This window comes from Zhongshania aquimaris (genome assembly GCF_019312595.1).
GTDB classification, from domain to species: domain Bacteria; phylum Pseudomonadota; class Gammaproteobacteria; order Pseudomonadales; family Spongiibacteraceae; genus Spongiibacter; species Spongiibacter aquimaris.
In genome coordinates this window covers 1,839,232-1,860,599 of the sequence record NZ_JAHWDQ010000001.1, presented here as the reverse complement: position 1 = coordinate 1,860,599, position 21,368 = coordinate 1,839,232, and the positions used below count along the sequence as shown (strand labels likewise).

The 21,368-nt window shown below is 51.0% G+C and carries 21 protein-coding genes; 12 read left to right on the top strand and 9 right to left on the bottom strand.

Features of this window, described 5'->3' with window-relative positions:
• The first annotated feature begins 28 nt into the window (after nt 1-28).
• From hisB to hisF, 4 genes are read left to right on the top strand one after another with little or no spacing between them, the layout of a single operon-like run.
• Nucleotides 29-622 carry an imidazoleglycerol-phosphate dehydratase HisB gene (gene hisB, locus KXJ70_RS08460; protein WP_219042972.1) on the top strand — a complete coding sequence of 198 codons (594 nt, stop codon included), beginning with the start codon at nt 29-31 and terminating at the stop codon, nt 620-622.
• A gap of 11 nt (nt 623-633) precedes the next feature.
• Nucleotides 634-1,302 carry an imidazole glycerol phosphate synthase subunit HisH gene (gene hisH, locus KXJ70_RS08455; protein ID WP_219042971.1) on the top strand — a complete coding sequence of 223 codons (669 nt, stop codon included), beginning with the start codon at nt 634-636 and terminating at the stop codon, nt 1,300-1,302.
• A gap of 34 nt (nt 1,303-1,336) precedes the next feature.
• Complete coding sequence (gene hisA / locus KXJ70_RS08450; RefSeq protein WP_219042970.1) at nt 1,337-2,071, top strand: 1-(5-phosphoribosyl)-5-[(5-phosphoribosylamino)methylideneamino]imidazole-4-carboxamide isomerase; 735 nt, start codon at nt 1,337-1,339, stop codon at nt 2,069-2,071.
• A gap of 24 nt (nt 2,072-2,095) precedes the next feature.
• A complete protein-coding gene (hisF, locus tag KXJ70_RS08445) occupies nt 2,096-2,872 on the top strand; it encodes an imidazole glycerol phosphate synthase subunit HisF (protein WP_219042969.1) in 777 nt (258 codons plus the stop codon).
• Between the two features lie 60 nt (nt 2,873-2,932).
• Here the strand turns inward: hisF and KXJ70_RS08440 are convergent, their stop codons facing one another.
• The 3 genes from KXJ70_RS08440 to gpmM all read right to left on the bottom strand — a co-directional run bounded on the left by KXJ70_RS08440 (nt 2,933) and on the right by gpmM (nt 7,056).
• Nucleotides 2,933-4,279: a S41 family peptidase gene (locus tag KXJ70_RS08440; protein WP_219042968.1), complete on the bottom strand. Its 1,347-nt coding sequence runs from the start codon at nt 4,277-4,279 to the stop codon at nt 2,933-2,935.
• 69 nt (nt 4,280-4,348) lie between these two features.
• Nucleotides 4,349-5,494 carry a murein hydrolase activator EnvC family protein gene (locus tag KXJ70_RS08435; RefSeq protein ID WP_369409756.1) on the bottom strand — a complete coding sequence of 382 codons (1,146 nt, stop codon included), beginning with the start codon at nt 5,492-5,494 and terminating at the stop codon, nt 4,349-4,351.
• Nucleotides 5,495-5,499: 5 nt separating this feature from the next.
• Nucleotides 5,500-7,056: a 2,3-bisphosphoglycerate-independent phosphoglycerate mutase gene (gpmM, locus tag KXJ70_RS08430; RefSeq protein WP_219042967.1), complete on the bottom strand. Its 1,557-nt coding sequence runs from the start codon at nt 7,054-7,056 to the stop codon at nt 5,500-5,502.
• Between the two features lie 155 nt (nt 7,057-7,211).
• Here gpmM and KXJ70_RS08425 point away from each other — a divergent pair, with 155 nt between their 5' ends.
• From KXJ70_RS08425 to KXJ70_RS08410, 4 genes are read left to right on the top strand one after another with little or no spacing between them, the layout of a single operon-like run.
• On the top strand, nt 7,212-7,622 hold the full coding sequence (locus KXJ70_RS08425) for a rhodanese-like domain-containing protein (RefSeq protein WP_219042966.1): 411 nt from the start codon (nt 7,212-7,214) through the stop codon (nt 7,620-7,622).
• 43 nt (nt 7,623-7,665) lie between these two features.
• Entirely contained in the window at nt 7,666-7,920 is a 255-nt protein-coding gene (grxC, locus tag KXJ70_RS08420) for a glutaredoxin 3 (RefSeq protein WP_219042965.1), read from the top strand.
• 55 nt (nt 7,921-7,975) lie between these two features.
• Entirely contained in the window at nt 7,976-8,452 is a 477-nt protein-coding gene (secB, locus tag KXJ70_RS08415; RefSeq protein WP_219042964.1) for a protein-export chaperone SecB, read from the top strand.
• 50 nt (nt 8,453-8,502) lie between these two features.
• Nucleotides 8,503-8,967: a tRNA (cytidine(34)-2'-O)-methyltransferase gene (locus KXJ70_RS08410; RefSeq protein ID WP_219043132.1), complete on the top strand. Its 465-nt coding sequence runs from the start codon at nt 8,503-8,505 to the stop codon at nt 8,965-8,967.
• A gap of 102 nt (nt 8,968-9,069) precedes the next feature.
• Here KXJ70_RS08410 and ntrC read toward each other — a convergent pair whose 3' ends face one another.
• The 4 genes from ntrC to glnA all read right to left on the bottom strand — a co-directional run bounded on the left by ntrC (nt 9,070) and on the right by glnA (nt 14,079).
• Nucleotides 9,070-10,491 carry a nitrogen regulation protein NR(I) gene (ntrC, locus tag KXJ70_RS08405; protein WP_219042963.1) on the bottom strand — a complete coding sequence of 474 codons (1,422 nt, stop codon included), beginning with the start codon at nt 10,489-10,491 and terminating at the stop codon, nt 9,070-9,072.
• Entirely contained in the window at nt 10,488-11,564 is a 1,077-nt protein-coding gene (gene glnL, locus KXJ70_RS08400) for a nitrogen regulation protein NR(II) (protein ID WP_219042962.1), read from the bottom strand. Before glnL ends, ntrC begins: the two co-directional genes overlap by 4 nt.
• 235 nt (nt 11,565-11,799) lie before the next feature.
• On the bottom strand, nt 11,800-12,297 hold the full coding sequence (locus KXJ70_RS08395) for a DUF4124 domain-containing protein (protein WP_219042961.1): 498 nt from the start codon (nt 12,295-12,297) through the stop codon (nt 11,800-11,802).
• A gap of 375 nt (nt 12,298-12,672) precedes the next feature.
• Nucleotides 12,673-14,079, bottom strand: coding sequence for a glutamate--ammonia ligase (gene glnA, locus KXJ70_RS08390; RefSeq protein WP_219042960.1), 1,407 nt, complete (start codon nt 14,077-14,079; stop codon nt 12,673-12,675).
• Nucleotides 14,080-14,407: 328 nt separating this feature from the next.
• On the opposite strand from glnA, the gene thiI reads away from it, so the two are divergent.
• Both thiI and KXJ70_RS08380 read left to right on the top strand, forming a co-directional pair.
• Nucleotides 14,408-15,862 (top strand): tRNA uracil 4-sulfurtransferase ThiI, encoded by a 1,455-nt coding sequence (thiI, locus tag KXJ70_RS08385; RefSeq protein WP_219042959.1) that lies wholly within the window; start codon nt 14,408-14,410, stop codon nt 15,860-15,862.
• Nucleotides 15,859-16,284 (top strand): acyl-CoA thioesterase, encoded by a 426-nt coding sequence (locus KXJ70_RS08380; RefSeq protein ID WP_219042958.1) that lies wholly within the window; start codon nt 15,859-15,861, stop codon nt 16,282-16,284. Before thiI ends, KXJ70_RS08380 begins: the two co-directional genes overlap by 4 nt.
• A gap of 7 nt (nt 16,285-16,291) precedes the next feature.
• Here KXJ70_RS08380 and KXJ70_RS08375 read toward each other — a convergent pair whose 3' ends face one another.
• Together KXJ70_RS08375 and KXJ70_RS08370 are read right to left on the bottom strand one after the other, a co-directional pair.
• The gene (locus KXJ70_RS08375; RefSeq protein WP_219042957.1) at nt 16,292-16,735 is read right to left on the bottom strand and encodes a hypothetical protein; all 444 of its coding nucleotides are present in this window, start codon (nt 16,733-16,735) and stop codon (nt 16,292-16,294) included.
• Between the two features lie 13 nt (nt 16,736-16,748).
• Complete coding sequence (locus tag KXJ70_RS08370; RefSeq protein ID WP_219042956.1) at nt 16,749-18,059, bottom strand: sodium-dependent transporter; 1,311 nt, start codon at nt 18,057-18,059, stop codon at nt 16,749-16,751.
• A 288-nt stretch (nt 18,060-18,347) separates the two neighbouring features.
• On the opposite strand from KXJ70_RS08370, the gene typA reads away from it, so the two are divergent.
• On the top strand, nt 18,348-20,159 hold the full coding sequence (gene typA / locus KXJ70_RS08365; protein WP_219042955.1) for a translational GTPase TypA: 1,812 nt from the start codon (nt 18,348-18,350) through the stop codon (nt 20,157-20,159).
• 135 nt (nt 20,160-20,294) lie between these two features.
• Entirely contained in the window at nt 20,295-21,266 is a 972-nt protein-coding gene (pip, locus tag KXJ70_RS08360; protein ID WP_219042954.1) for a prolyl aminopeptidase, read from the top strand.
• Nucleotides 21,267-21,368: the final 102 nt, after the last annotated feature.

The window sequence follows — 21,368 nt, the reverse complement described above, 5'->3', positions numbered from 1 at the left end:
TTGTAAGCAAATAACCGATGAGGCGTCGATGAACGAGCGCAAAGCTACGATCAGCCGTAACACCCTAGAAACCCAAATTACCGTGTCAGTAAATCTAGACGGCACGGGCACGTCTCATTTTGAAACTGGGGTTCCTTTTCTAGATCATATGATGGATCAGATCGCACGTCACGGCCTGATTGATTTGGTGGTCAACGCCAAAGGTGATCTTCACATTGATGCGCATCACACCGTAGAAGACATCGGTATTACCATGGGTCAGGCTTTTGCCGAGGCTGTGGGTGATAAGAAAGGCATTACTCGCTACGGCCACGCATACGTGCCGCTGGACGAGGCTTTGTCGCGGGTGGTGATCGACTTCTCTGGCCGTGCCGGCTTGGAATACCACGTCCCTTATACCCGCGGCAGCGTGGGCGGTTTTGACGTGGACTTGTTCTCCGAGTTTTTCCACGGCTTTGTGAATCACGCCAAAGTGACGCTGCATATTGATAATCTGCGCGGCAAAAACACCCACCACCAAGCGGAAACGGTGTTTAAAGCATTTGGTCGCGCCTTGCGCATGGCTTTGCAGGCCGACGAGCGTATGGCGGGTATTACGCCTTCTACCAAGGGCAGTCTCTAGGATTTATCGGTATGAGTTCTTCTTCCGTTGCCGTCGTTGATTACGGCATGGGTAATTTGCATTCGGTAGCCAGCGCTCTCGAAAAAGTGGGTGACGGCGTTAAGGTGATTGTCACCGACTGCCCAGAGACTATTCTCGGCGCCGATCGCGTTATCTTCCCCGGTGTTGGTGCTATTCGCGACTGTATGGCTGAACTAAAAGCCCGCGGCCTTGATGAAGTGATTCAAGAGGTGGCAGCGCAAAAGCCAATGCTCGGAATCTGTCTTGGCATGCAGGCGCTGCTGGAAAGCAGCGAGGAAAATGACGGCGTTGAGTGTTTAGATATTCTGCCCGGAGCGGTCAAGTTTTTTGGTAACGATTTGCATGACAGCGCGGGTACACGCCTAAAGGTGCCGCATATGGGCTGGAATAACGTTGCCCAAACTATTGAGCATCCGCTGTGGGCCGGTATCGCCAATGATAGCCGCTTTTATTTTGTGCATAGCTACTACGTAGATGCACCAGAGTTTGTGGCTGGTACAGCTGATTATGGCGTGCAGGTTCACGCGGCGCTTGCCTGTGAAAACGTGTTTGCCGTGCAATTTCACCCTGAAAAAAGCGGTGAAGCTGGCCTGCGCCTACTGCGTAATTTTTTGAATTGGGATCGCCCCGTGGCGAGCTTCTTTCCGGTAACGGGTTGATCTCGTCATCAGAATTTATTTTTAGGTTTTTATTATGTTGATTATCCCCGCAATAGATTTAAAAGACGGCCAATGCGTGCGCCTGCGTCAAGGTGAAATGGGCGACTCTACGGTATACGGTAATGACCCCGTGGAAATGGCAGCGCGCTGGGTTGCAGCAGGCGGTCGTCGTCTGCATTTGGTTGATCTTAATGGCGCTTTTGAGGGCAAGCCGGTGAATGGTGAAGCGGTAACGGCCATTGCTAAGGCCTACCCAAATCTGCCGATACAAATAGGCGGTGGCATTCGCTCTTTGGATACCATTGAGCAGTATTTAGATGCGGGTGTTAACTACGTGATTATCGGCACTAAGGCAGTAAAAGAGCCAAAGTTTGTTGCCGAGGCGTGTAAGGCATTCCCTGGTTCGGTCATCGTTGGCTTAGACGCCAAAGACGGTTTGGTCGCCACTGATGGCTGGGCGGAAGTGTCGACATTATTGGCGACAGAATTAGCCAAGCGTTTTGAGCAAGATGGTGTTAGCTCTATTGTTTACACTGACATTAGCCGCGACGGTATGATGCAGGGCGTAAATGTTGAGGCCACTGTGGCCATGGCTAAAGCGTCGGGCTTGCCTGTTATCGCTTCTGGCGGTGTGACCAATATGGATGATATTCGCGCACTAAATGCGGTTGCCGAGGCGGGCATATTGGGTGCCATTACCGGCCGTGCAATTTATGAAGGCGAACTCGATTTAGCCGAAGCGCAGCGTTACTGCGACGACAATCGCTAATAGCGAACAGGACGAGAAACCAATATGGCTTTGGCTAAACGTATTATTCCCTGCCTAGATGTAGACAAGGGTCGCGTTGTAAAAGGCGTTAATTTTGTCGGCATCCGCGATGCCGGTGATCCTGTTGAAGTGGCCAAGCGTTACAACGAACAGGGCGCTGACGAAATCACCTTTCTCGACATTACCGCGACCCACGAAGGCCGTGAAACTACGGTTCACACTGTTGAGCAGATTGCCGCCGAGGTGTTTATTCCACTCACCGTTGGCGGTGGTATTCGCGAGATTAAAGATATTCGCACCATGCTAAATGCCGGTGCTGATAAGGTTGGTATTAACTCGGCGGCCATACACCGGCCAGACTTTGTTAAAGAAGCCGCAGATCGGTTTGGCTCACAGTGTATTGTTATTGCGATAGATGCCAAACGCGTTGCCAACGAGGCTGACGGTCGGCCGCGCTGGGAAATCTTTACCCACGGTGGTCGCAAACCAACCGGCATCAATGCGGTAGAGTGGGCGATTAAAATGGTCGCCAACGGCGCCGGCGAAGTGCTGTTGACCAGTATGGACGGGGATGGCACCAAGGCAGGTTACGACTTGGCGTTGACCCGCGCGATTTCTGAAGCGGTGCCGGTACCGGTTATCGCTTCTGGCGGGGTTGGTAATCTGGATCACATGGTGGCGGGCATTACCGAAGGCTTGGCCGACGCAGTGCTGGCGGCGAGTATTTTCCATTTTGGAGAGTACACGGTACCAGAGGCTAAAGCCTATATGGCGGCGCGCGGGATAGAAGTGCGTTTGTAATTTTCGTAGCAGACACAAAAAAGCGGGCTAAATGCCCGCTTTTTTGTGTCTGAAATAATGTTACTGAATAGCGGTTTCAACAAGGGCGGTTTTCGGCTTTGTCATGATATACATGCCTTTTAATAGGTTTAGTGCCTCATAGAGTTGATTGTCGTCGGCGGCTAAATCTTCGCGCTTACCCTTTTCTGCCTTGCGGCTGACGCTGGTACTTTCTTTGCCGTCGCCACGACCAAGGTGGCCGGCCAGATCTGCTTCGGTGATCTCGATACCGCTGCTGGTTAACGCTTCGATTCTGGCACGCTCCACAATAATGTCTGGCTCAATACCCTGTGCCTGAATTGATCTCCCGCTCGGGGTAAAGTAACGGGCGGTAGTTAGTTTTATGGCGCTTTCTTCAGACAGTGGCAGCACGGTTTGCACCGAACCCTTGCCAAAGCTTCGGGTACCCATAATGACCGCGCGGCGGTGATCTTGCAGTGCACCGGCGACGATTTCAGAGGCGGACGCCGACCCGCCGTTAATCAATACCACCATCGGTGTGCTGTCAGCGGGGTTGGTGGCGCTGGCCATAAAGCGGCTATACGCATTGGGCAGTCGTCCTTCGGTGTAAACAATAAGGCCTTCGTTAATAAACTCGTTCACCACTTGCACTGAGGCTTGCAACAAGCCGCCGGGGTTGTTGCGTAAATCCAGGACTAAGCCATTCAGCGGCTCGCGGCCCGATTTCAGTTTGCTGAGTTCTTTTTTAAGGTCCTGGCCGGTGCGGTTCTGGAATTGGGAAATACGGATATAGCCGTAGCCCGCTTCAAGTATTTCACCGCGCACACTGGCCACGGTAATGACGTCGCGCTTGAGTTGCACTTCAAACGGCGCGCTGATGCCGCTGCGTAAAATAGTCACAACAATCTTGCTGCCAGCTGGCCCGCGCATTAGGGTGACTGCTTCTTGTAAGCTCAGGCCCTTAATTGGCTTGTTGTCGATTTGAATGATGAGGTCGCCGGTTTGAATGCCAGCGCGAGCCGCGGGGGTGTCGTCTATGGGGGTGATAACTTTGATAAAGCCATTTTCCATACCGACTTCGATGCCAAGCCCGCCGAACTCGCCGGTGGTGTGATTTTGAAGGTCTTCAAAGGAGCTTGCGTCGAGGTAGTCAGAGTGTGGGTCTAGCCCGCTGAGCATGCCGCGGATCGCATTTTCAAGTAGGGTTTTGTCGTCTACTTCTTCCACGTAGCTCAGGCGAATTTGGTTGAATACGTCTGCAAAGTTTCTCAAGGACTGCAGCGGTAATTGCCCCTGTGGCTCCGCGGCAGTGTCGGCGCTTGCCGCCTCGTCTGCGAGTGCGCCGAAAGGAGCGGCTAACAGCACAAGCATAAGAGCAGTTAAGGTGTGGCGAAAAAAGTGTGGCATGACCTAAATTCCTGGAACGACGTCAATCGAAAGTTATTGTATCTCGCTTTTTCTGCGAATACTTGGCCCTTATTGGCACCACCGGCGCGGGTCGGTGGGTTGGCCCTTGTAGCGAATCTCAAAATAAAGCCCAGCTTGGCGTTGTCCGCCGCTATTTCCTACCGTTGCGACGGCCTCGCCACCCTTAACCCAGTCACCTTCGGTGCGCAGCAGGCTTTGGTTGTGGGCGTATAGGCTGAGGTAGCCACCGCCGTGGTCGACAATTATCAGCAAGCCCGCTCCGCGCAGCCAGTCGGCAAATACCACGCGGCCATTGTGTATGGATAGTACAGAGTCGCCTTCGTTGCCGGCAATTTGAATGCCTTGCCACGTCACCGCGCTGCCTTGCCGAGATGCGCCGTAGCGATTGAGAAGCTTACCTCTTACTGGCCAAGGCATTTTGCCGCGCATGGCATTAAAGGGTTTATAGTTTTCGGGTATCACGATATTAGTGATTTCCCGCTCAACGGCCTGTAAGACGTTTTCTAAACCTTTCCGTTCCTTGTCGAGGGTGTTCAGGGAGCTGGTTTTATTTAGAATTTCACGATCTATCCCCGCCAGCGCGTTCGCGCGTTGCTGCTTTTGCTGCAACAAGCTTTGCTGTTGGCGTTTAAGTTCTGCACTGGTTTCTGCAAGCGCCTGAGCTTCCGCCTCTATGCTTGGCTTTAGCGAGTCTAATTCAGAGAGGGTGTCGCGGTATTTGGTCAGTTCTTCACTGCGGGCGCGGTTGAAATAGTCGAAATAGGTAAGTGTGCGGCTAAGCTTTTCTGGTTGCTCTTGGTTTAGCAGCATTTTCAACTGGCTTTCTTTGCCTAAGGTATAAGCATTGCGAACATGTTCTGCAATTAGCGCCTTTTGATTCACTTGCTGTTTGCGAAGCAGCTGTTGGCGAGATTCCAGCTCGGCCAGTTTGCGCTGTTGTTGTTCGCGCTTGCTGCTGGTTTGCCGCAGTTTTGCCGCTAGTTCGCCGATATCTTTTTCTATGGTGCGCAGCGCCTTTGCGGTGCTGCTGCGATCTTGCTGCTGCTTATTAATCGATTTTTTTAGGGAGCCAATCTTGTCGTTAAGGTTATTGAGTTGGCGCTGGGTGTTGTCGTTATCTGCGGCCGCGGCGATAGCGCAAAGCAGCAATAAAGCCGCGCATAGTGCTCGAAAACTGACAGCGCTCAGCAGCACCTTAATCAGGCTTCACGCAGTAGGTTGGTGCCGGTCATTTCGGCGGGTTGATCGACGGACATCAGCGCCAGCATGGTCGGTGCAATATCAGCTAGCTTGCCACCTTTCTCCTGCAGGACGCCGTGCTTGTAGCCCACATAGACCAATGGCACAAGCTCGGTGGTGTGCTGGGTGTGTGCTTGGCCGGCGTCGTAGTCAACCATTTGCTCGCAGTTGCCGTGGTCGGCGGTGATCAGGCAGTGACCACCCATTTCGATAACGGCGTCGGTAACGCGCTTTATACAAGTGTCCAAGGCTTCAACGGCTTTTACGGCGGCAGAAAATACGCCGGTATGGCCGACCATATCGCCGTTGGCATAGTTGCAAATAATGGCGTCGTAGTTGCCGCTGCGAATGGCGGCGACCAGTTTGTCGGTAACCTCTGGCGCGCTCATTTCTGGTTGCAAGTCGTAAGTTGCGACGTTTGGCGAGGCAATGAGCTCTCGGTCTTCACCCTTATAAAGTGCTTCGCGGCCGCCGCTAAAGAAGAAGGTGACGTGGGCGTACTTTTCGGTTTCGGCTATGCGCAGTTGGGTTTTGCCCGTTTTCTCCAGCACTTCGCCTAGGCTGTTGTGCATTGTTTCTGGCGGGTAGGCGACGGCGGCTTTAATGCTGTCGGCGTACTCGGTGGTCATGACAAACTCGGCGAGGGCGGGGACTGTTTTGCGCTGGAAGCCGTCGAAGTCTTTGTCGACAAAGGCGCGGGTGATTTCTCTGGCGCGATCGGCGCGGAAGTTCATGAAAATAACGGTGTCGCCATCTTTAATGCTACCGTCGTCTTGCTGGGCAGATTGAATGACTGAGGCATTGACGAATTCATCATTTTCATCGCGGGCATAGGCGGCGGCGAGCGCTTCGCAGGCAGAGTCATAGCGGAAGTCGGCGCTGGCTTGTGTGAGCAAGTTGTAGGCCTTTTCTACTCGGTCCCAGCGATTATCTCTGTCCATGGCGTAGTAGCGTCCAATGATGGAGGCTGTGCGGCCGCGACCGAGTTCGGCGAACTTTTGATCTATTTTAATGAGTGAATTTTCGGCGCTGCGTGGTGGCGTGTCGCGGCCATCTAAAAAGGCGTGGACATAAATTCGTTCGGCGCCGCGTTTGGCGGCCATTTCCATCATCGCTAATATGTGGTTTTCGTGGCTGTGCACGCCGCCGCTAGATAACAGCCCTAGTATGTGAACGGCTTTGCCCGCCGTTGCCGCTTTGTCTATGGCGCCGGTGTAGGTGGGATTGTTAAAAAAATCACCGTCGGCGATATCTTTGTCGATGCGAGTAATGCTCTGATAAACAATACGACCAGCGCCAAGGCTCATGTGGCCAACTTCAGAATTGCCCATTTGGCCGTCGGGTAGTCCCACGTCTAAGCCTGAACCAGAAATAAGTGTATGCGGTGATTTCTCCCACAAACTGTCCCAATTGGGCGTCTTGGCGTGGAAAATCGCATTGTCTTTGGGGTCTTCGCGGTAGCCAAAGCCGTCAAGTATAATTAATACAACGGGTTTTTTGGTTTGCGTGTCGGCCATAATAAATCACTTCAAATGGGCTGGAATTAGCGGAACATTGTAACTTTTTAGGCACAAGGCGGCTATGCGGGGAAGGGTGAGAATTGCACAGTGGCAGTGTATACTCTCGCTTTTTTCGCGAATTGTGTTCACCGCGACGTATCAAGAGAGCTTTCATGGAAAAATTAATCCCTTTCGTAGCTGAGCAGTGGATACTTATATCGGCCTTAATCTCGTGCTTATTGCTGTTAAGTTTTCACGAGTCAAAGCGTGCTGGCAAATCTATTACGCCTCAGCAGATGGTAAGCTTGTTGAACCAGCAGGGCGCGGTGGTAATTGATCTGCGGGACAAAGCTGAATTTAGTAAAGGACATATCTTAGACTCGGTTAACCTGCCTTTTGCTAAGTTAGACAAAGAGATCGATGGTCTTGCCGACAAAGAAAAGCCCGTCGTACTGGTATGCAAGCTTGGCCAACACGCTAGTGCCGCGGGTAAAAAACTCGGTGCTAAAGGCTATACGCAGGTGCACCGTTTGAAAGGTGGTATCGGTGAGTGGCAGGCAATGCAGATGCCACTGGTAAAATAGTCGAACAGATAGCATTAACGATTTAGATAGGGGGAGAGTGATTATGGCGAAAGTAACAATCTATACAACGCGATTCTGCCCCTATTGTGTACGCGCCAAGCAGTTGCTGACTAGCAAAGGCGTTAAGTTTGAAGAAATTCCGGTTGATGGCCGCAATGACCTTCGCAGTGATTTATTGACTCGCACGGGGCAGCGAACTGTTCCGCAAATATGGGTGGGTGATACCCATGTCGGTGGATGTGATGAGTTAATGGCACTTGAGCGTCGCGCGCAATTGGATGGAATGCTCGCCTTGTAATTATCAATGGCGCCCATATTGTTTGTTTATACCCAGAATTAGGAAGTAGAAAATAATGGCAGAAGAAGCACAAGCTCCCGCTCAACCTAAGTTTGCGTTGCAGCGTATATACGTTAAAGACGCGTCGTTTGAATCGCCAAGTGCACCGGTGATTTTCACCAAGGCGTGGAAGCCAAAAATTCAGGTCGATTTGAATACCCGCAGTAATCCCGTTGCAGAGAATAATTTCGAAGTTATTCTTACCGTTACCATTACCGCTAAACTGGAAGATGATGAGACGGCATTCCTGGTAGAAATTCACCAAGGTGGTTTGTTTCTGGCCGAAGGCATAGAGGGTGAGCAACTGCGTCAGCTTCTTGGCATAGCGTGTCCCAATATGTTGTTCCCGTATTTGCGTGAAGCAGTTGACGCATTAGTGGTGAAAGGTGGTTTCCCTGCACTTGCTCTCCAGCCGGTTAATTTTGAGGCGCTTTATCGTCAAGCGCAGCAGCAGGCAGAGCAAAAAGCGGCCGCTGAACCAACTACTCACTAAGTGAGCTGGCAACGCTGGGCTGATCAAGTCTAGCGTTGCCCAATACCCTCATGTTTCATATCGCCCTTCATGAGCCGCGTATTGCACCCAATACCGGTAATATTATTCGTCTCGTTGCGAATAATGGCTGTCATCTGCATTTAATTGAACCGCTGGGTTTTGATCTCGAAGAAAAGAAACTTCGCCGGGCAGGGTTGGATTACGCTGATTTAGCTCGGGTGAGCCGGCATGCGAATTATGAAAGTTTTCTGCAAGAAATGGCCGGTCGGCGTATCTTTGCTCTAACTACCAAGGGTAGCCGCAACTACGCAGATGCCAAATTTAAGGCCGATGATGTGCTGTTATTTGGCTCAGAAACCGCTGGACTACCACAGAATATTCGCGATGATTTGGGTGTTGAGCACTGCTTAAAAGTCCCGATGATCGGTACGTCCCGCAGTTTGAATTTGTCGAATACCGTGGCGCTGGTAAGTTATGAAGCGTGGCGGCAGGTGGGTTTTTTGGGTTCCAGCTAGGCGACGGGCGTCTGACGCCGGATGTAAAAAAGCCCAGCGTGAGTGCTGGGCTTTTATGTTTTGCATCAGACGTCCGACATCAAGCGTCTGTTTTATTTAAAATCAATCATCGTCATCATCGCCACCCATACCCAGTTCTTTAATTTTCCTGGTCAGGGTATTGCGACCCCAGCCGAGTAAATTGGCCGCATCGCGGCGGCGTCCGTGGGTGTGCTTCAGGGCGGACTCGATCATAATTCGTTCAAATTGGGGTATTGCACGATCTAGCAGTTTGTCGCGTCCCAGCATTAATTCCTGATCTGCCCAGCGCTTGAGGTTATCTTGCCAGTTGGATGCTGGCGCCGCTTCGCCCTGGGGTCTTTCCAGTAATTCTGGCGGAAGGTCATCTATGTGGATTTCACGGCCGGCCGCCATAACGGTTAGCCAGCGGCAGGTGTTTTCGAGCTGACGAACGTTGCCTTGCCACTCCATTTGACAGAGATATTCCTCGGTCTCAGGGCGCAGGCGTTTGGGCTCTACGTTTAGCTCGTTGCCAGCGCGGGTGAAGAAGTGCTGCATGAGCTTGGGAATATCTTCGCGGCGCTCTGACAGGCGTGGTAAGTGAATGCGGATTACGTTGAGGCGGTGAAAAAGGTCTTCCCGGAAGGTATTGTTTTTTACTAGCTTCTCTAAGTGTTGGTGGGTGGCGGCAATAATTCGCACATCTACTTTAACGGGGGTGTGGCCACCAACTCGGTAGAATTCGCCGTCTGCCAACACGCGCAATAATCGAGTTTGGGTATCGGCGGGCATATCGCCGATTTCATCTAGAAATAAAGTGCCGCCATTGGCTTGTTCAAAGCGACCGCGGCGCTGGGCGCTGGCGCCGGTAAAAGCCCCTTTCTCGTGGCCAAATAATTCCGATTCCATTAAGTCTTTAGGAATGGCCGCCATATTTAAAGCAATAAACGGTTTGCTTGCGCGGGGGCTGTGGCGGTGAAGCGCTTGTGCTACGAGCTCTTTACCGGTACCCGATTCGCCGTTGATGAGGACGGTGATATTTGATTGCGATAGCCGCCCGATGGCGCGGAAAACTTCCTGCATCGCCGGTGCTTCGCCGATGATTTCGGTCGCTTCTAGCGGCGCTTGTTCGGGGAGTAAATTGCGGTTCTTGTTGGCGTGCTGCAAGGCTCGCTGGGTGGTGGCGACTGCTTCGTCAACATCAAAAGGTTTGGGTAAATACTCAAATGCACCTCCTTGATAGGAGGCCACTGCGCTGTCTAGGTCTGAATGGGCCGTCGTTATAATGACGGGCAGACCGGGGTGTGCGGCGGTAATTCTCGACAATAACTTTAAGCCATCAATACCGGGCATACGGATATCGCTGATGATAGCGTCCGGAACTTCACCCTCGAGTTGCCCGAGTAGCTCATCGCCGTTTTCAAAGCAGCGGGTAATGATACCTGCCTGAGTGAGTGCTTTTTCTAGCACCCAGCGTATCGATCGATCGTCGTCGGCTATCCAGACAGAATTAGCTTGGCTCATGAGTCTTGCTCCAGGGGAATGTGTAGCGAGAACACGGTGTTGCCGGGTTCGCTACTGCATTCTATAAGTCCGTTATGTTGATTAAGTATTGATTGCGCAATCGATAGCCCGAGCCCAGTGCCTTCGGCGCGTCCGCTTACCATTGGTAAAAAGATTGAGGCGCGAAGCTTGGCGGGTATGCCGGGGCCGTTGTCTGCAATGTCGACACTGCAAACTAGCCGGTGACGGTGTGTGCCAATGGTGAGTTGGCGCAGTGTTCTGGTTCTAATAATAATTGTTGGGTCTCTATCGCTAGGCGAGTCTTGTCGCAGTGCTTGTTGGGCGTTGCGAATGACATTCAAAAAAGCTTGAATCAGCTGTTCGCGGTCACCAAGAATGTCAGGGATGCTGGGGTCGTAGTCGCGAATAATGCGAATGTCACCGTTTGATTCAGCTTCAACAAGTTGTCTTACCCGTTCTAATACTTCGTGGATGTTGGTCTTTTTCTTCTCCGGTGCCTTGTGGGGGCCGAGCATGGTGTCGACCAAATTCCGCAAGCGGTCGGCTTCTTCAATAATGATATTGGTGTAGTCGTGGAGCTTGGGATCGGTGAGTTCGCGAGCGAGTAGCTGAGCAGCGCCGCGAAGGCCGCCAAGTGGGTTTTTAACTTCATGGGCGATGCCGCGAATTAGCGCCTGGCTATTTTGTTGCGATGAGAGCAGGCCCTCTTCCCTGCTGATGCGAATCAGGCGATCTAATGGCTGCAATTCGATAATGAGAGATGTACGCCGATTTTCAGTTACTGGCGTCACTGCGTAATCCACGGTGATTTCTGTTCCCGAGCGCAGAGTTAATACCGTTTCGCGTTTGGTATACGCCTCGCAGTTGTTGATTGCGTCTAGCAGTTTTACGAGGGTGTCTTCTTGCTCGTGAAAAAGTTTGGTGATCGCTTCACCGTGAATACGTTGATCAGATACTGCCAGCAGTGCCTCTGCCGCCGGATTAATATAGCTGACGGTCAGGTTCGGCTCGACCAACAGTATCGCTGTTTTCAAGTTGTCGAGAATTTGATGGTAGATATTGCTCGGAGGCATAGCATCGCCAGTATGTTCGTTATGTCTTGCCTTAAAGCAATTTCTAGGCCAAGCGAAATTGCGAGGACTTTATCGATAAATTCATAATTTTGTCTGCTCGATAGGGTGAGAAGCCCTATTTTGGGGCCTTATTTTATATGCTTGAGCAGCGGTTTTATGAGGCGAAATTGGTCAATAATTTTCAGTATGCACCTATAAGGTGCGTCCTGGCACGAAAAACTTCAGTGGCGTGGGCTTAATTTGTGGGCAGGTATACCATTACGCTGCTGCGGTCTTCAGCGAGATTTTCTCCGTCTTTGCTAATTAAGATGGCCTGTATTTGATGCTGGCCGCGGGTAAGTCGAGGTATCTCATAGCTGGTGGCGCTGGACGTGCTGATGGTGCTGCCATCTAGCTTTATGCGGATTTGCTGGCCGTCTTGCAAAGGCACATCTGTCTTAACGCTAACGGTGGTTGCCACTAGGCCATTGGGGATGATGGTTCCGTCACTGGGGGAGCTTATTTGAATGGTGTTGCGGTCCATGTTTATGTCGTTCACCTTCGAGCGTTCTGGCTCTGCGACGTCTACCGCGGGCGTCGTATTTAAGGTGGGGAGTGTCACGGTTTCGCTATTTTTGGGCGCTTTATCGGAAAACACAGTTCGTCCATTTTCGTCAGTGTAGCGATAAATTTCTGCATTTATAGGCTGGCCAAGCAGCGCAAATAGGCAGCTTAATATGACTGGTACGCGCATGATGGCTCCTTTGGGTTACGCTGAGTCTAATAATGTCGTGAGAATGGCTAGTACTCCTTCAACATGATATTGACGGTTACAGCGCCAAGCAGGCCGTTCCCTGCAAGACGCACTGGCGCAGGCATAGTGGGCCTACGTCAAGCCAGTGCAACGCCGCAGGGGGCGGCCTGCTTGGCGCCCTGCGGGTCAGCCCTACGGCAGTCCATTGCTTCGTTATTTCCTCTCGCCATAGGCCCGCTATGCTTTCGAGAAAACGCCTCGCACTGAACCGCCGTAGGGCTGACTGTACCCGTCAATATCATGTTGAAGGAGTACTAGGCTACAAGTATAAAAAAAACCCGCCAGAGGCGGGTTCTTTTAAAGCGCTATCAAGTATTACACGCTGTAATACATGTCGAACTCAACAGGGTGAGTTGTCATGGCCAGGCGCTCAACTTCTTGTGCTTTAAGTGCGATGTAAGCGTCGATAGTATCGTCGTCGAAAACACCGCCAGCGGTTAAGAACGAGCGGTCTGCGTCTAGTGCTTGCAGTGCTTGATCTAGGCTAGAGGCAACGGTTGGGATTGCCGCTGCTTCTTCTGCTGGAAGATCGTAAAGGTCTTTATCAGCAGCATCGCCAGGGTGAATCTTGTTTTTGATGCCATCTAGACCAGCCATCAGCATTACCGCAAACGCGAGGTAAGGGTTGGCAGATGGATCTGGGAAGCGCACTTCTACGCGACGCGCTTTCGGGTTTGGAACAAATGGAATGCGGATTGATGCAGAGCGGTTACGCGCTGAGTAAGCCAGCATTACCGGTGCTTCAAAGCCCGGAACCAGACGCTTGTAGGAGTTGGTAGAGGCGTTGGTGAACGCGTTGATAGCGCGAGCGTGCTTGATGATACCGCCGATGTAGAACAGCGCAGTCTCAGAAAGGCCGCCGTAGACATCGCCAGCAAACAAGTTAACGCCGTCTTTGCTCAAAGACTGGTGAACGTGCATGCCGCTGCCGTTGTCGCCAACGATTGGTTTAGGCATGAAGGTCGCAGTTTTGCCGTAGGCGTGTGCAACATTGTGTACGCAGTACTTAAGAATTTGAACTTCGTCAGCTTTCTTAACGCAGGTGTTTGGACCAACGCCGATTTCGCACTGACCAGCTGTACCCACTTCGTGGTGGTGAACTTCAACGGTCAGGCCCATATCGGTCATTGCATTACACATCGCGCCACGCAGGTCGTGCAGGCTGTCGACTGGCGGTACGGGGAAGTAGCCACCTTTAACGCCAGGGCGGTGACCGGTATTGCCTTCTTCGAAATTGTCGCCAGATTTCCACGCGGCTTCGTCAGATGCAATTGCGTAGCTAGCGCCTTCCATAGACACTTTCCACTTAACGTCGTCGAAAATGAAGAATTCGGGCTCGGGTCCAAATAGCGCGTTGTCAGCGATGCCGCTTGAGCGCATATAGTCTTCAGCGCGCTGAGCAATAGAGCGTGGATCGCGGTTGTAGCCCAGCATTGTAGAGGGTTCTACGATGTTGCAGCGGATGATGATAGTTGATTCTTCAGTAAACGGGTCTAAAACAGACGCTGAGTCATCTGGCATAAGAATCATGTCTGATTCGTTAATGCCTTTCCAGCCAGCGATCGATGAACCGTCAAACATTTTGCCGTCTTCAAAGAAACCGGCGTCAACATCGGTAGCCGGAATGGTGACGTGCTGCTCTTTGCCTTTTGTGTCGGTGAAGCGCATGTCTGCCCATTTCACGTCGTTATCGGCGATTAACTTCAGAGTGTTCTCTGACATTATGTACGTCCTCCAGAATAGAGAGTCTGTTAAAGGTTCGGCTAGGCCGAGTTGATGATGATTATATTCGCAACGTATTGTGCCGCATAGCGGAGCAATCTGTGAACCGGAAAAGCAAAATTTATGCCGTTTAATTGTGCTTGCTGTTTGGGCGTAGAGATCGTCGGTTGTTGGCGGTGATTAAAGATTGTGCGTAGCCGCTAAAATTGCGATTTATTTTGGTGCACCATAGGGGTTTGTGCGCCATTTCGGTGCGCTGAGTTGGTTGGGCTGCATGGCGACCTAGGGGAGGCTATAATAGCCGCCCATTTATTTATGCGACCCTATAATGAAATTTATCGTCAAGCTGTTTCCTGAGATCATTATCAAAAGTAAGCCGGTGCGTAAGAAATTTACTCAGCAGTTGCGAGATAATCTTCGGAAATTACTTTTGCCACTCGATCCTGGCTTGATCATTGTTCGCGATTGGGATCGTATCACTATCGAAACACACGCCACCGATTTGGATGTGCTGGAGGGTTTTGCAACGGTATTGTGCAATACCCCCGGAATTGCTCATGTTATCGAGGTCGCTGAGTACCCGCTAATTGATGTGCACGATATTTTTGAGAAAACCCGCGATGCCATTGGCGATAGCTTGCGGGGTAAGCGTTTTGTAGTTCGTTGCAAGCGTGTGGGGCAGCACGATTTTAATTCCAGTGAAGTTGAGCGCTATGTCGGTGGTGGCTTGAATCAGCACGTCGAGTCCGCCGGCGTCGATTTGCATAAGCCCGATGTAACCGTGCGAATCGAGGTACGCAACGAGACGGTCTATATTGTTAATCGGCGCTTAGAGGGTTTAGGCGGCTACCCCTTGGGCACGGTTGACGCGGTGATGTCACTTATCTCTGGTGGCTTTGACTCCACGGTCTCAAGCTACATGATGATGAAGCGGGGTATGCGAACGCACTTCTGTTTTTTCAATTTAGGTGGTCGTGAGCACCAGGTGGGCGTGAAAGAGGTTGCCCTGTATTTGTGGCTTAAATATGGTGCGTCTCATCGGGTGAAGTTTGTCAGTGTCCCCTTCGAGGAGGTGGTTGGCGAAATCCTTAAAAATGTCGAAAACTCGCAAATGGGCGTTGTTCTCAAGCGCATGATGTTGCGCGCAGCCTCCAACGTTGCAACGCAGCTAGAAGTGCCGGCCTTGGTAACAGGTGAAGCCGTTTCGCAGGTTTCTAGCCAGACCTTGCAGAACTTATCTGTCATTGATCAGGTTACCGACACCCTCGTGCTCAGACCTTTGATTGCGATGGATAAACTCGACATCATCAAAGTGGCCGCGCAAATTGGCACCGAAGAGTTTGCGGCGAATATGCCTGAATACTGTGGCGTTATTTCGGTTAGGCCCACCACGCGGGCCAAGCCGGAGAAGATTGTCGCGCAGGAGGAAAAATTCGATTTTTCCGTGTTGGAGCGCGCGATTGCAGCGGCGGAGTTTATCAATATCGATCAATTGGCTGATGAAGATAGAACCGTAGTCGATGTCGAGGTCTTATCTATTCCCGTGTCGGGATCGTTAATACTGGATGTGCGACACCCCGATGAGGTTGATCGCAAACCCTTGAAGTTGGTCAATGCCGAGGTCCAGGCAGTACCGTTTTATGAATTGCACCGCCGTTTTGTCGAATTAGATCAATCGCGAGTTTATCTGCTGTACTGTGACAAAGGCGTGATGAGTCGATTGCACGCTTCCCACCTAGTAGAACAGGGTTTTACTAATGTGAAGGTATACCGTCCATCATGAACAAGGAGTTATCGCAGCCATTATTCGATGTGCTAGTTGCGCCGCGCTGGTCCGACCAAGATAGCATGGGGCATATAAACCACGTGCAGTATTTTCGATATCTGGAAGAAGCTCGGGTGCAGTGGATGGCAAATACTGGGTTCGCTATGGGTGAGGATGGTGAGTTATCAGGTGTGATCGTGGCGGCGATTGGTCTTAATTTCCGAAAGGAGTGGCATTATCACAAACGTCTTCGCGCTAAAGCGTGGGTGATACACATTGGCAATAGTAGTTTTCGTTTGCTGCAGTCTTTATATTCGGAGGACGGCTGTGAGTTAGTTGCTGAGGGTGAGACTACTTTGGTGTGTGTTGACGCCGAGCACCGCCCGACGCCGATAGCGGACGGCGAGCGGGCTGAGTTACACAAGTGCGTACTCGCTTAGTAGCTACCTAGTTGTTTGCTGGCGCGCCTAAGTTTAGGTTGTAGTATTTAAAGTGCTGATTTTCGAGTGTTAGCGTTGCCGTCATAATGGCGCTGCCGTGTTCAAAGCGCACATTGCTGCTATAGCTGAGCTTGGGCGGGTGATTGAGTATAGATAGCGCGCCACTTAAGCGAGAGAATGTTGGCTCGTCCATGTCGGTGAATGCGCCTAGGTGCCTATAGCTTGCCGTTAATTCCTGTAGTTGCTGATCGCTGACTTCGGCTAGGGTTTCTTTTCCGAGCTCTGATTTTAGGTCGCTCACTTCCCAGCTCGAAATTTTTTCTAGTGACGCTTTTAAGTAGCGGTCAGCATTGGCCTTGTAGTGGTTTTCGACTTCACCGCTGTAGTAATAAAGCCCGCCAAAGCCCAGCAGGCCAGAAATAACAAACACATTTAAGGTGATATTGCGCACAGAGTAATCCTGTTCAGATAAGTTTAAGGCTGTTTAGAAACACAAGAATAATACCGATTGGGGCGAGGTAGCGCAGCACAAACCACCAGCTTTTAAAGAGAATACTGTCTCCCATGCCCACTTCGTGTGCGACCATTTTGCGGGGCATTGCTCTACCAACAAATACTGCAATCATTAGGCCGCCCAGCGGCAGCATGATATTGGCGGTTAAGTAGTCAAGCGCATCGAATACTTCTCCATAATAAATACAGGCTATGCCACCGAGCCACGCTACCCCGGTAAAGCCAAAGGTCGATAACGGGCGTTTGATGCCGTATTTTTCTAGCCAGGCAACGCCGGGTTCTATTAGTGAAATTGACGAGCTGAGAGCGGCGATACTAACTAGGGCGAAGAAGATAGTGCCGAAAAATTGCCCGCCAGCCATATTGGAAAAGGCGATGGGCAGCGTGACAAACATCAAGCCTGGCCCTTGTCCCGGTGTTAGATCGTTGGCAAAGACGAGTGGGAACATGGCCATCCCCGCGACGAGTGCTATCACGGTATCTAGCGCGGCAATGGTCAGCACAGTTTTGCCAATGGATGCTTTCCCCGGGAAGTAAGCGCCATAGGCCATGATCGCTCCCATACCTAAGCTCAAGGTAAAGAAGGCGTGCCCCATCGCGACGAGAATCGCGTCGCTGCTGAGTTTGCTGAAGTCAGTGTCGAACATAAAGTGCAGGCCGGCGCTGAAATCGCCATTTATCCAGCTGTAGCCGAGTAGAAGCAGAAGAAAGCCAAACAGAAGTGGCATTAAAATATCGACCGATTTGCCGATGCCGTTGGTCACGCCGCCTGCAACGATTGATGCGGTGATCAATGAGAAGACGGTGTGCCACAAAAATTGTTCTGACGGATTGCTGAGTAGCGAAGAGAAATTTTGTTCGATTTCAGCGGTGGGCTTTTGCAAGTAACTGCCGCTTAAACTCTGTGCAACATAGTCTAGCGCCCAGCCCGCAACCACGCTGTAAAACATCATAATCATGAGGCCGGCCAGAATGCCTATCGCGCCGACAGCGCCCCAGTTACCGCTCCTGCCGGACGTTTTGCCCAAGCTGCTCATGCTATGAACGGGGTCGCTGCGACCAGCTCGCCCTACCATTATCTCTGCAATCATAACTGGTACGCCGATGAGCAGAATGCAGCCTAAATACACTAGGACGAAGGCGCCGCCGCCATATTCGCCGGTGATATAGGGGAATTTCCAAATGTTTCCTAAGCCAACCGCCGAGCCGGTTGCGGCAAGAATGAAGGTCCAGCGGCTCTTCCATGTGACATTGCTTGTCATCGTTATTGGCATCCGTAGCGGAATGTAGTTGACTTTAATTTGATTGTAACGGCTATCGGCGTTACGCCCAAGTGGTGGTTGTAATTGGGCAAATAAGGATCATTAAGTGGCATTACGTCGTTAACTTTTGCTCGTTAGCTGTAATATGCACGGCATAAATCATGTGCTTGGCTAATAAACCCGCTATAATCGCGACCTTATTTTAAATGGCGAAATTGCCAGCCCCACTATTTGCGTGCATGCCTTCGTATACAGATAGCAAAAATGTCCATCCGGAATTTCTAAATTATGAGTGAAGTCAGTAAGTTAAGAAACGTCGCCATCATCGCCCACGTTGACCATGGTAAAACCACATTGGTGGACAAGCTGTTGAGTCAGTCGGGAACCCTTGACCGCCGCAACCAAGATTCCGAGCGGATCATGGACTCCAACGACCAGGAGAAAGAGCGCGGTATTACCATTCTTGCGAAAAACACCGCAATTGAGTGGAACGGTTACCGTATCAACATCGTTGATACCCCTGGTCACGCCGATTTCGGTGGTGAGGTAGAGCGCGTTCTGTCGATGGTCGATAGTGTATTGCTGTTGGTTGACGCGGTTGACGGCCCAATGCCGCAAACGCGCTTTGTAACTCAAAAGGCCTTCGAGCAAGGTCTGAACCCCATTGTAGTTGTTAACAAAGTTGACCGTCCGGGTGCACGCCCGAACTGGGTAGTTGATCAAGTATTTGATTTGTTCGATCGCCTAGGTGCGACCGATGAGCAATTGGACTTCCCAATCATGTTCGCATCGGCAATTAACGGCATTGCAGGTCTAGATTTTGAAAATCTAGCTGAAGATATGTCACCGTTATTCCAAATGATTGTAGACAAGGTGCCGACGCCGGAAGTTGATGCTGTTGGTCCTTTGCAAATGCAAATTTCAGCGCTCGATTACAATAGCTATGTTGGTGTAATCGGTGTTGGTCGTATCACTCGCGGAACCATGAAAGCCAATGACCAGTTGGTTGTCGTTGGTGCTGACGGTAAAAGCCGTAAGTGTAAAGTGTTAAGCGTGATGGGCTACTACGGTCTTGAGCGAGTTGAAGTGCCTGAAGGTAAGGCGGGCGAGATCGTTTGTGTGACGGGTATTGAAGGCCTGAATATCTCCGACACGCTTTGCGCGCCTAGTCATCCTGAAGCCTTGCCGCCATTGAGCGTAGATGAGCCAACGGTCAGCATGACCTTCCAGGTAAACGATTCACCGTTTGCCGGTAAAGAAGGCAAGTTTGTTACTTCACGTAATATTCGTGATCGCTTGGACCAAGAGTTAATTCACAACGTGGCCCTGCGCGTTGAGCAAGGTGAGACGCCAGATAAATTTAAAGTATCTGGCCGCGGTGAATTACACCTTTCGGTACTGATTGAAACCATGCGTCGCGAAGGTTTTGAAATGGGTGTTTCTCGCCCTGAAGTAGTACAGAAGATGGTCGATGGTGTGATTCAAGAACCGTTTGAGCATGTTGTTATTGATGTTGAAGAGCAGCACCAAGGTTCGGTTATGGAAGAGCTTGGCTTGCGTAAAGCCGAGATGACCAATATGGAGCCAGATGGCAAAGGTCGCGTTAAACTTGAGTTTATCGCACCAGCGCGTGGCTTGATTGGTTTCCGTGGCCAGTTCTTAACAATGACGTCTGGTAGCGGCATCATGACCACCGTTTTCGATCACTACGGTGAAGTGAAAGGCGGCGAGCTAGCTGGCCGTCAGAACGGCGTTCTGGTTTCTATGGTTGGCGGTAAAACGCTGAGCTACGGTCTGTTCAATTTGCAAGATCGCGGCCGTCTCTTTTTGGGTCATGCGGCAGAGGTTTACGAAGGTCAGATCATCGGTATTCACAACCGCAACAATGATCTAGTTGTTAACCCAACCAAGGCTAAGCAGCTGACCAACGTTCGCGCTTCTGGTACTGATGATGCGCTGACGTTGTCGCCGCACATTAAACACACTTTGGAGCAGGCTCTTGAATTCATCGAAGACGATGAGCTGGTGGAAGTGACACCAAAGAGCATTCGTCTGCGTAAGAAACTGTTGAAAGAGAACGAGCGCAAGCGCGCTAAGTAAACGTTCTCACTTCGGCGGCTGTGTTCCACAGTCGCCGTTCTCTCTCCTCCGATTCGATTCACACGATAGATCACATACCGATACGTCCGCGACTAGGCTACACTGACTAAGCGCAATTTTTGGATTGGTGTCGTTATGCTCACGATTTTTCCCGATATAAAGCCCTATCAAACTCATCATTTGCCAGTTCAGGCACCCCACGTTCTTTATGTCGAGGAATCTGGCAATCCGGATGGTATTCCCGTGCTGTTTGTACATGGCGGGCCAGGCGCAGGCTGTAGTCCAAGGGCGCGTTGCTTTTTCGACCCCGAACGCTACCGGATTATTTTGTTTGATCAGCGCGGCTGCGGCCGCTCTGAGCCTCATGCCTGCCTAGAAAATAATACAACACCGGCGCTCATTGCCGACATGGAGCAAATACGGCACTACCTAAATATTGATACTTGGGTGCTGTTCGGTGGGTCTTGGGGTTCTACCCTGAGCCTTGCCTATGCGCAAGCGCAGCCAGCTCGAGTAAAGGCTTTGATATTGCGTGGTATCTTTTTATGTCGCCCACAGGAATTAGAGTGGTTTTACAGCGAGGGTGGTGCCAGCAAAATCTTTCCCGATTACTGGAAAGATTTTGCTGATTGCGTGCTTCCTCGCGACGAGGAGAATCGCATACAAGCTTATCATCGGGTACTGCATGGTCAGAATGAAGTGGCGCGAATGTCAGCTGCCAAAGCCTGGTCAATATGGGAGGCTCGCTGTTCGACGTTGCGGCCAAATCACGATGTCGAAGATCACCTAATGGACCCTCATACCGCCGTGTCGATGTCGCATATTGAAACCCATTATTTTATTAATGATGCTTTTATGGAAGACAATCAGCTACTTGATAATATGGCGGTGATCGAAAATATTCCGGGCATTATTGTTCACGGTCGTTACGACATGATTTGTCCGCTTGAGAACGCGGTTGAGTTGCATCAGCGCTGGCCGAGTTCAGAGCTGCATATCATTCGTGATGCCGGCCATTCCGCCTTTGAACCAAGCATCTCTGATGCCCTGGTTAAAGCGAGCAACGATATAGCTGACCTACTAAGCAATGGCGAATTAAGTTACTAGCAGGCTGTTGAAAAACTACCTACGTTGCGTCTGCGGCGTTAAAAATGGCCTCAAAATGCTCATTTACTACGTGTAAACTCCGCCTTTTCAGCCATTTTTGCC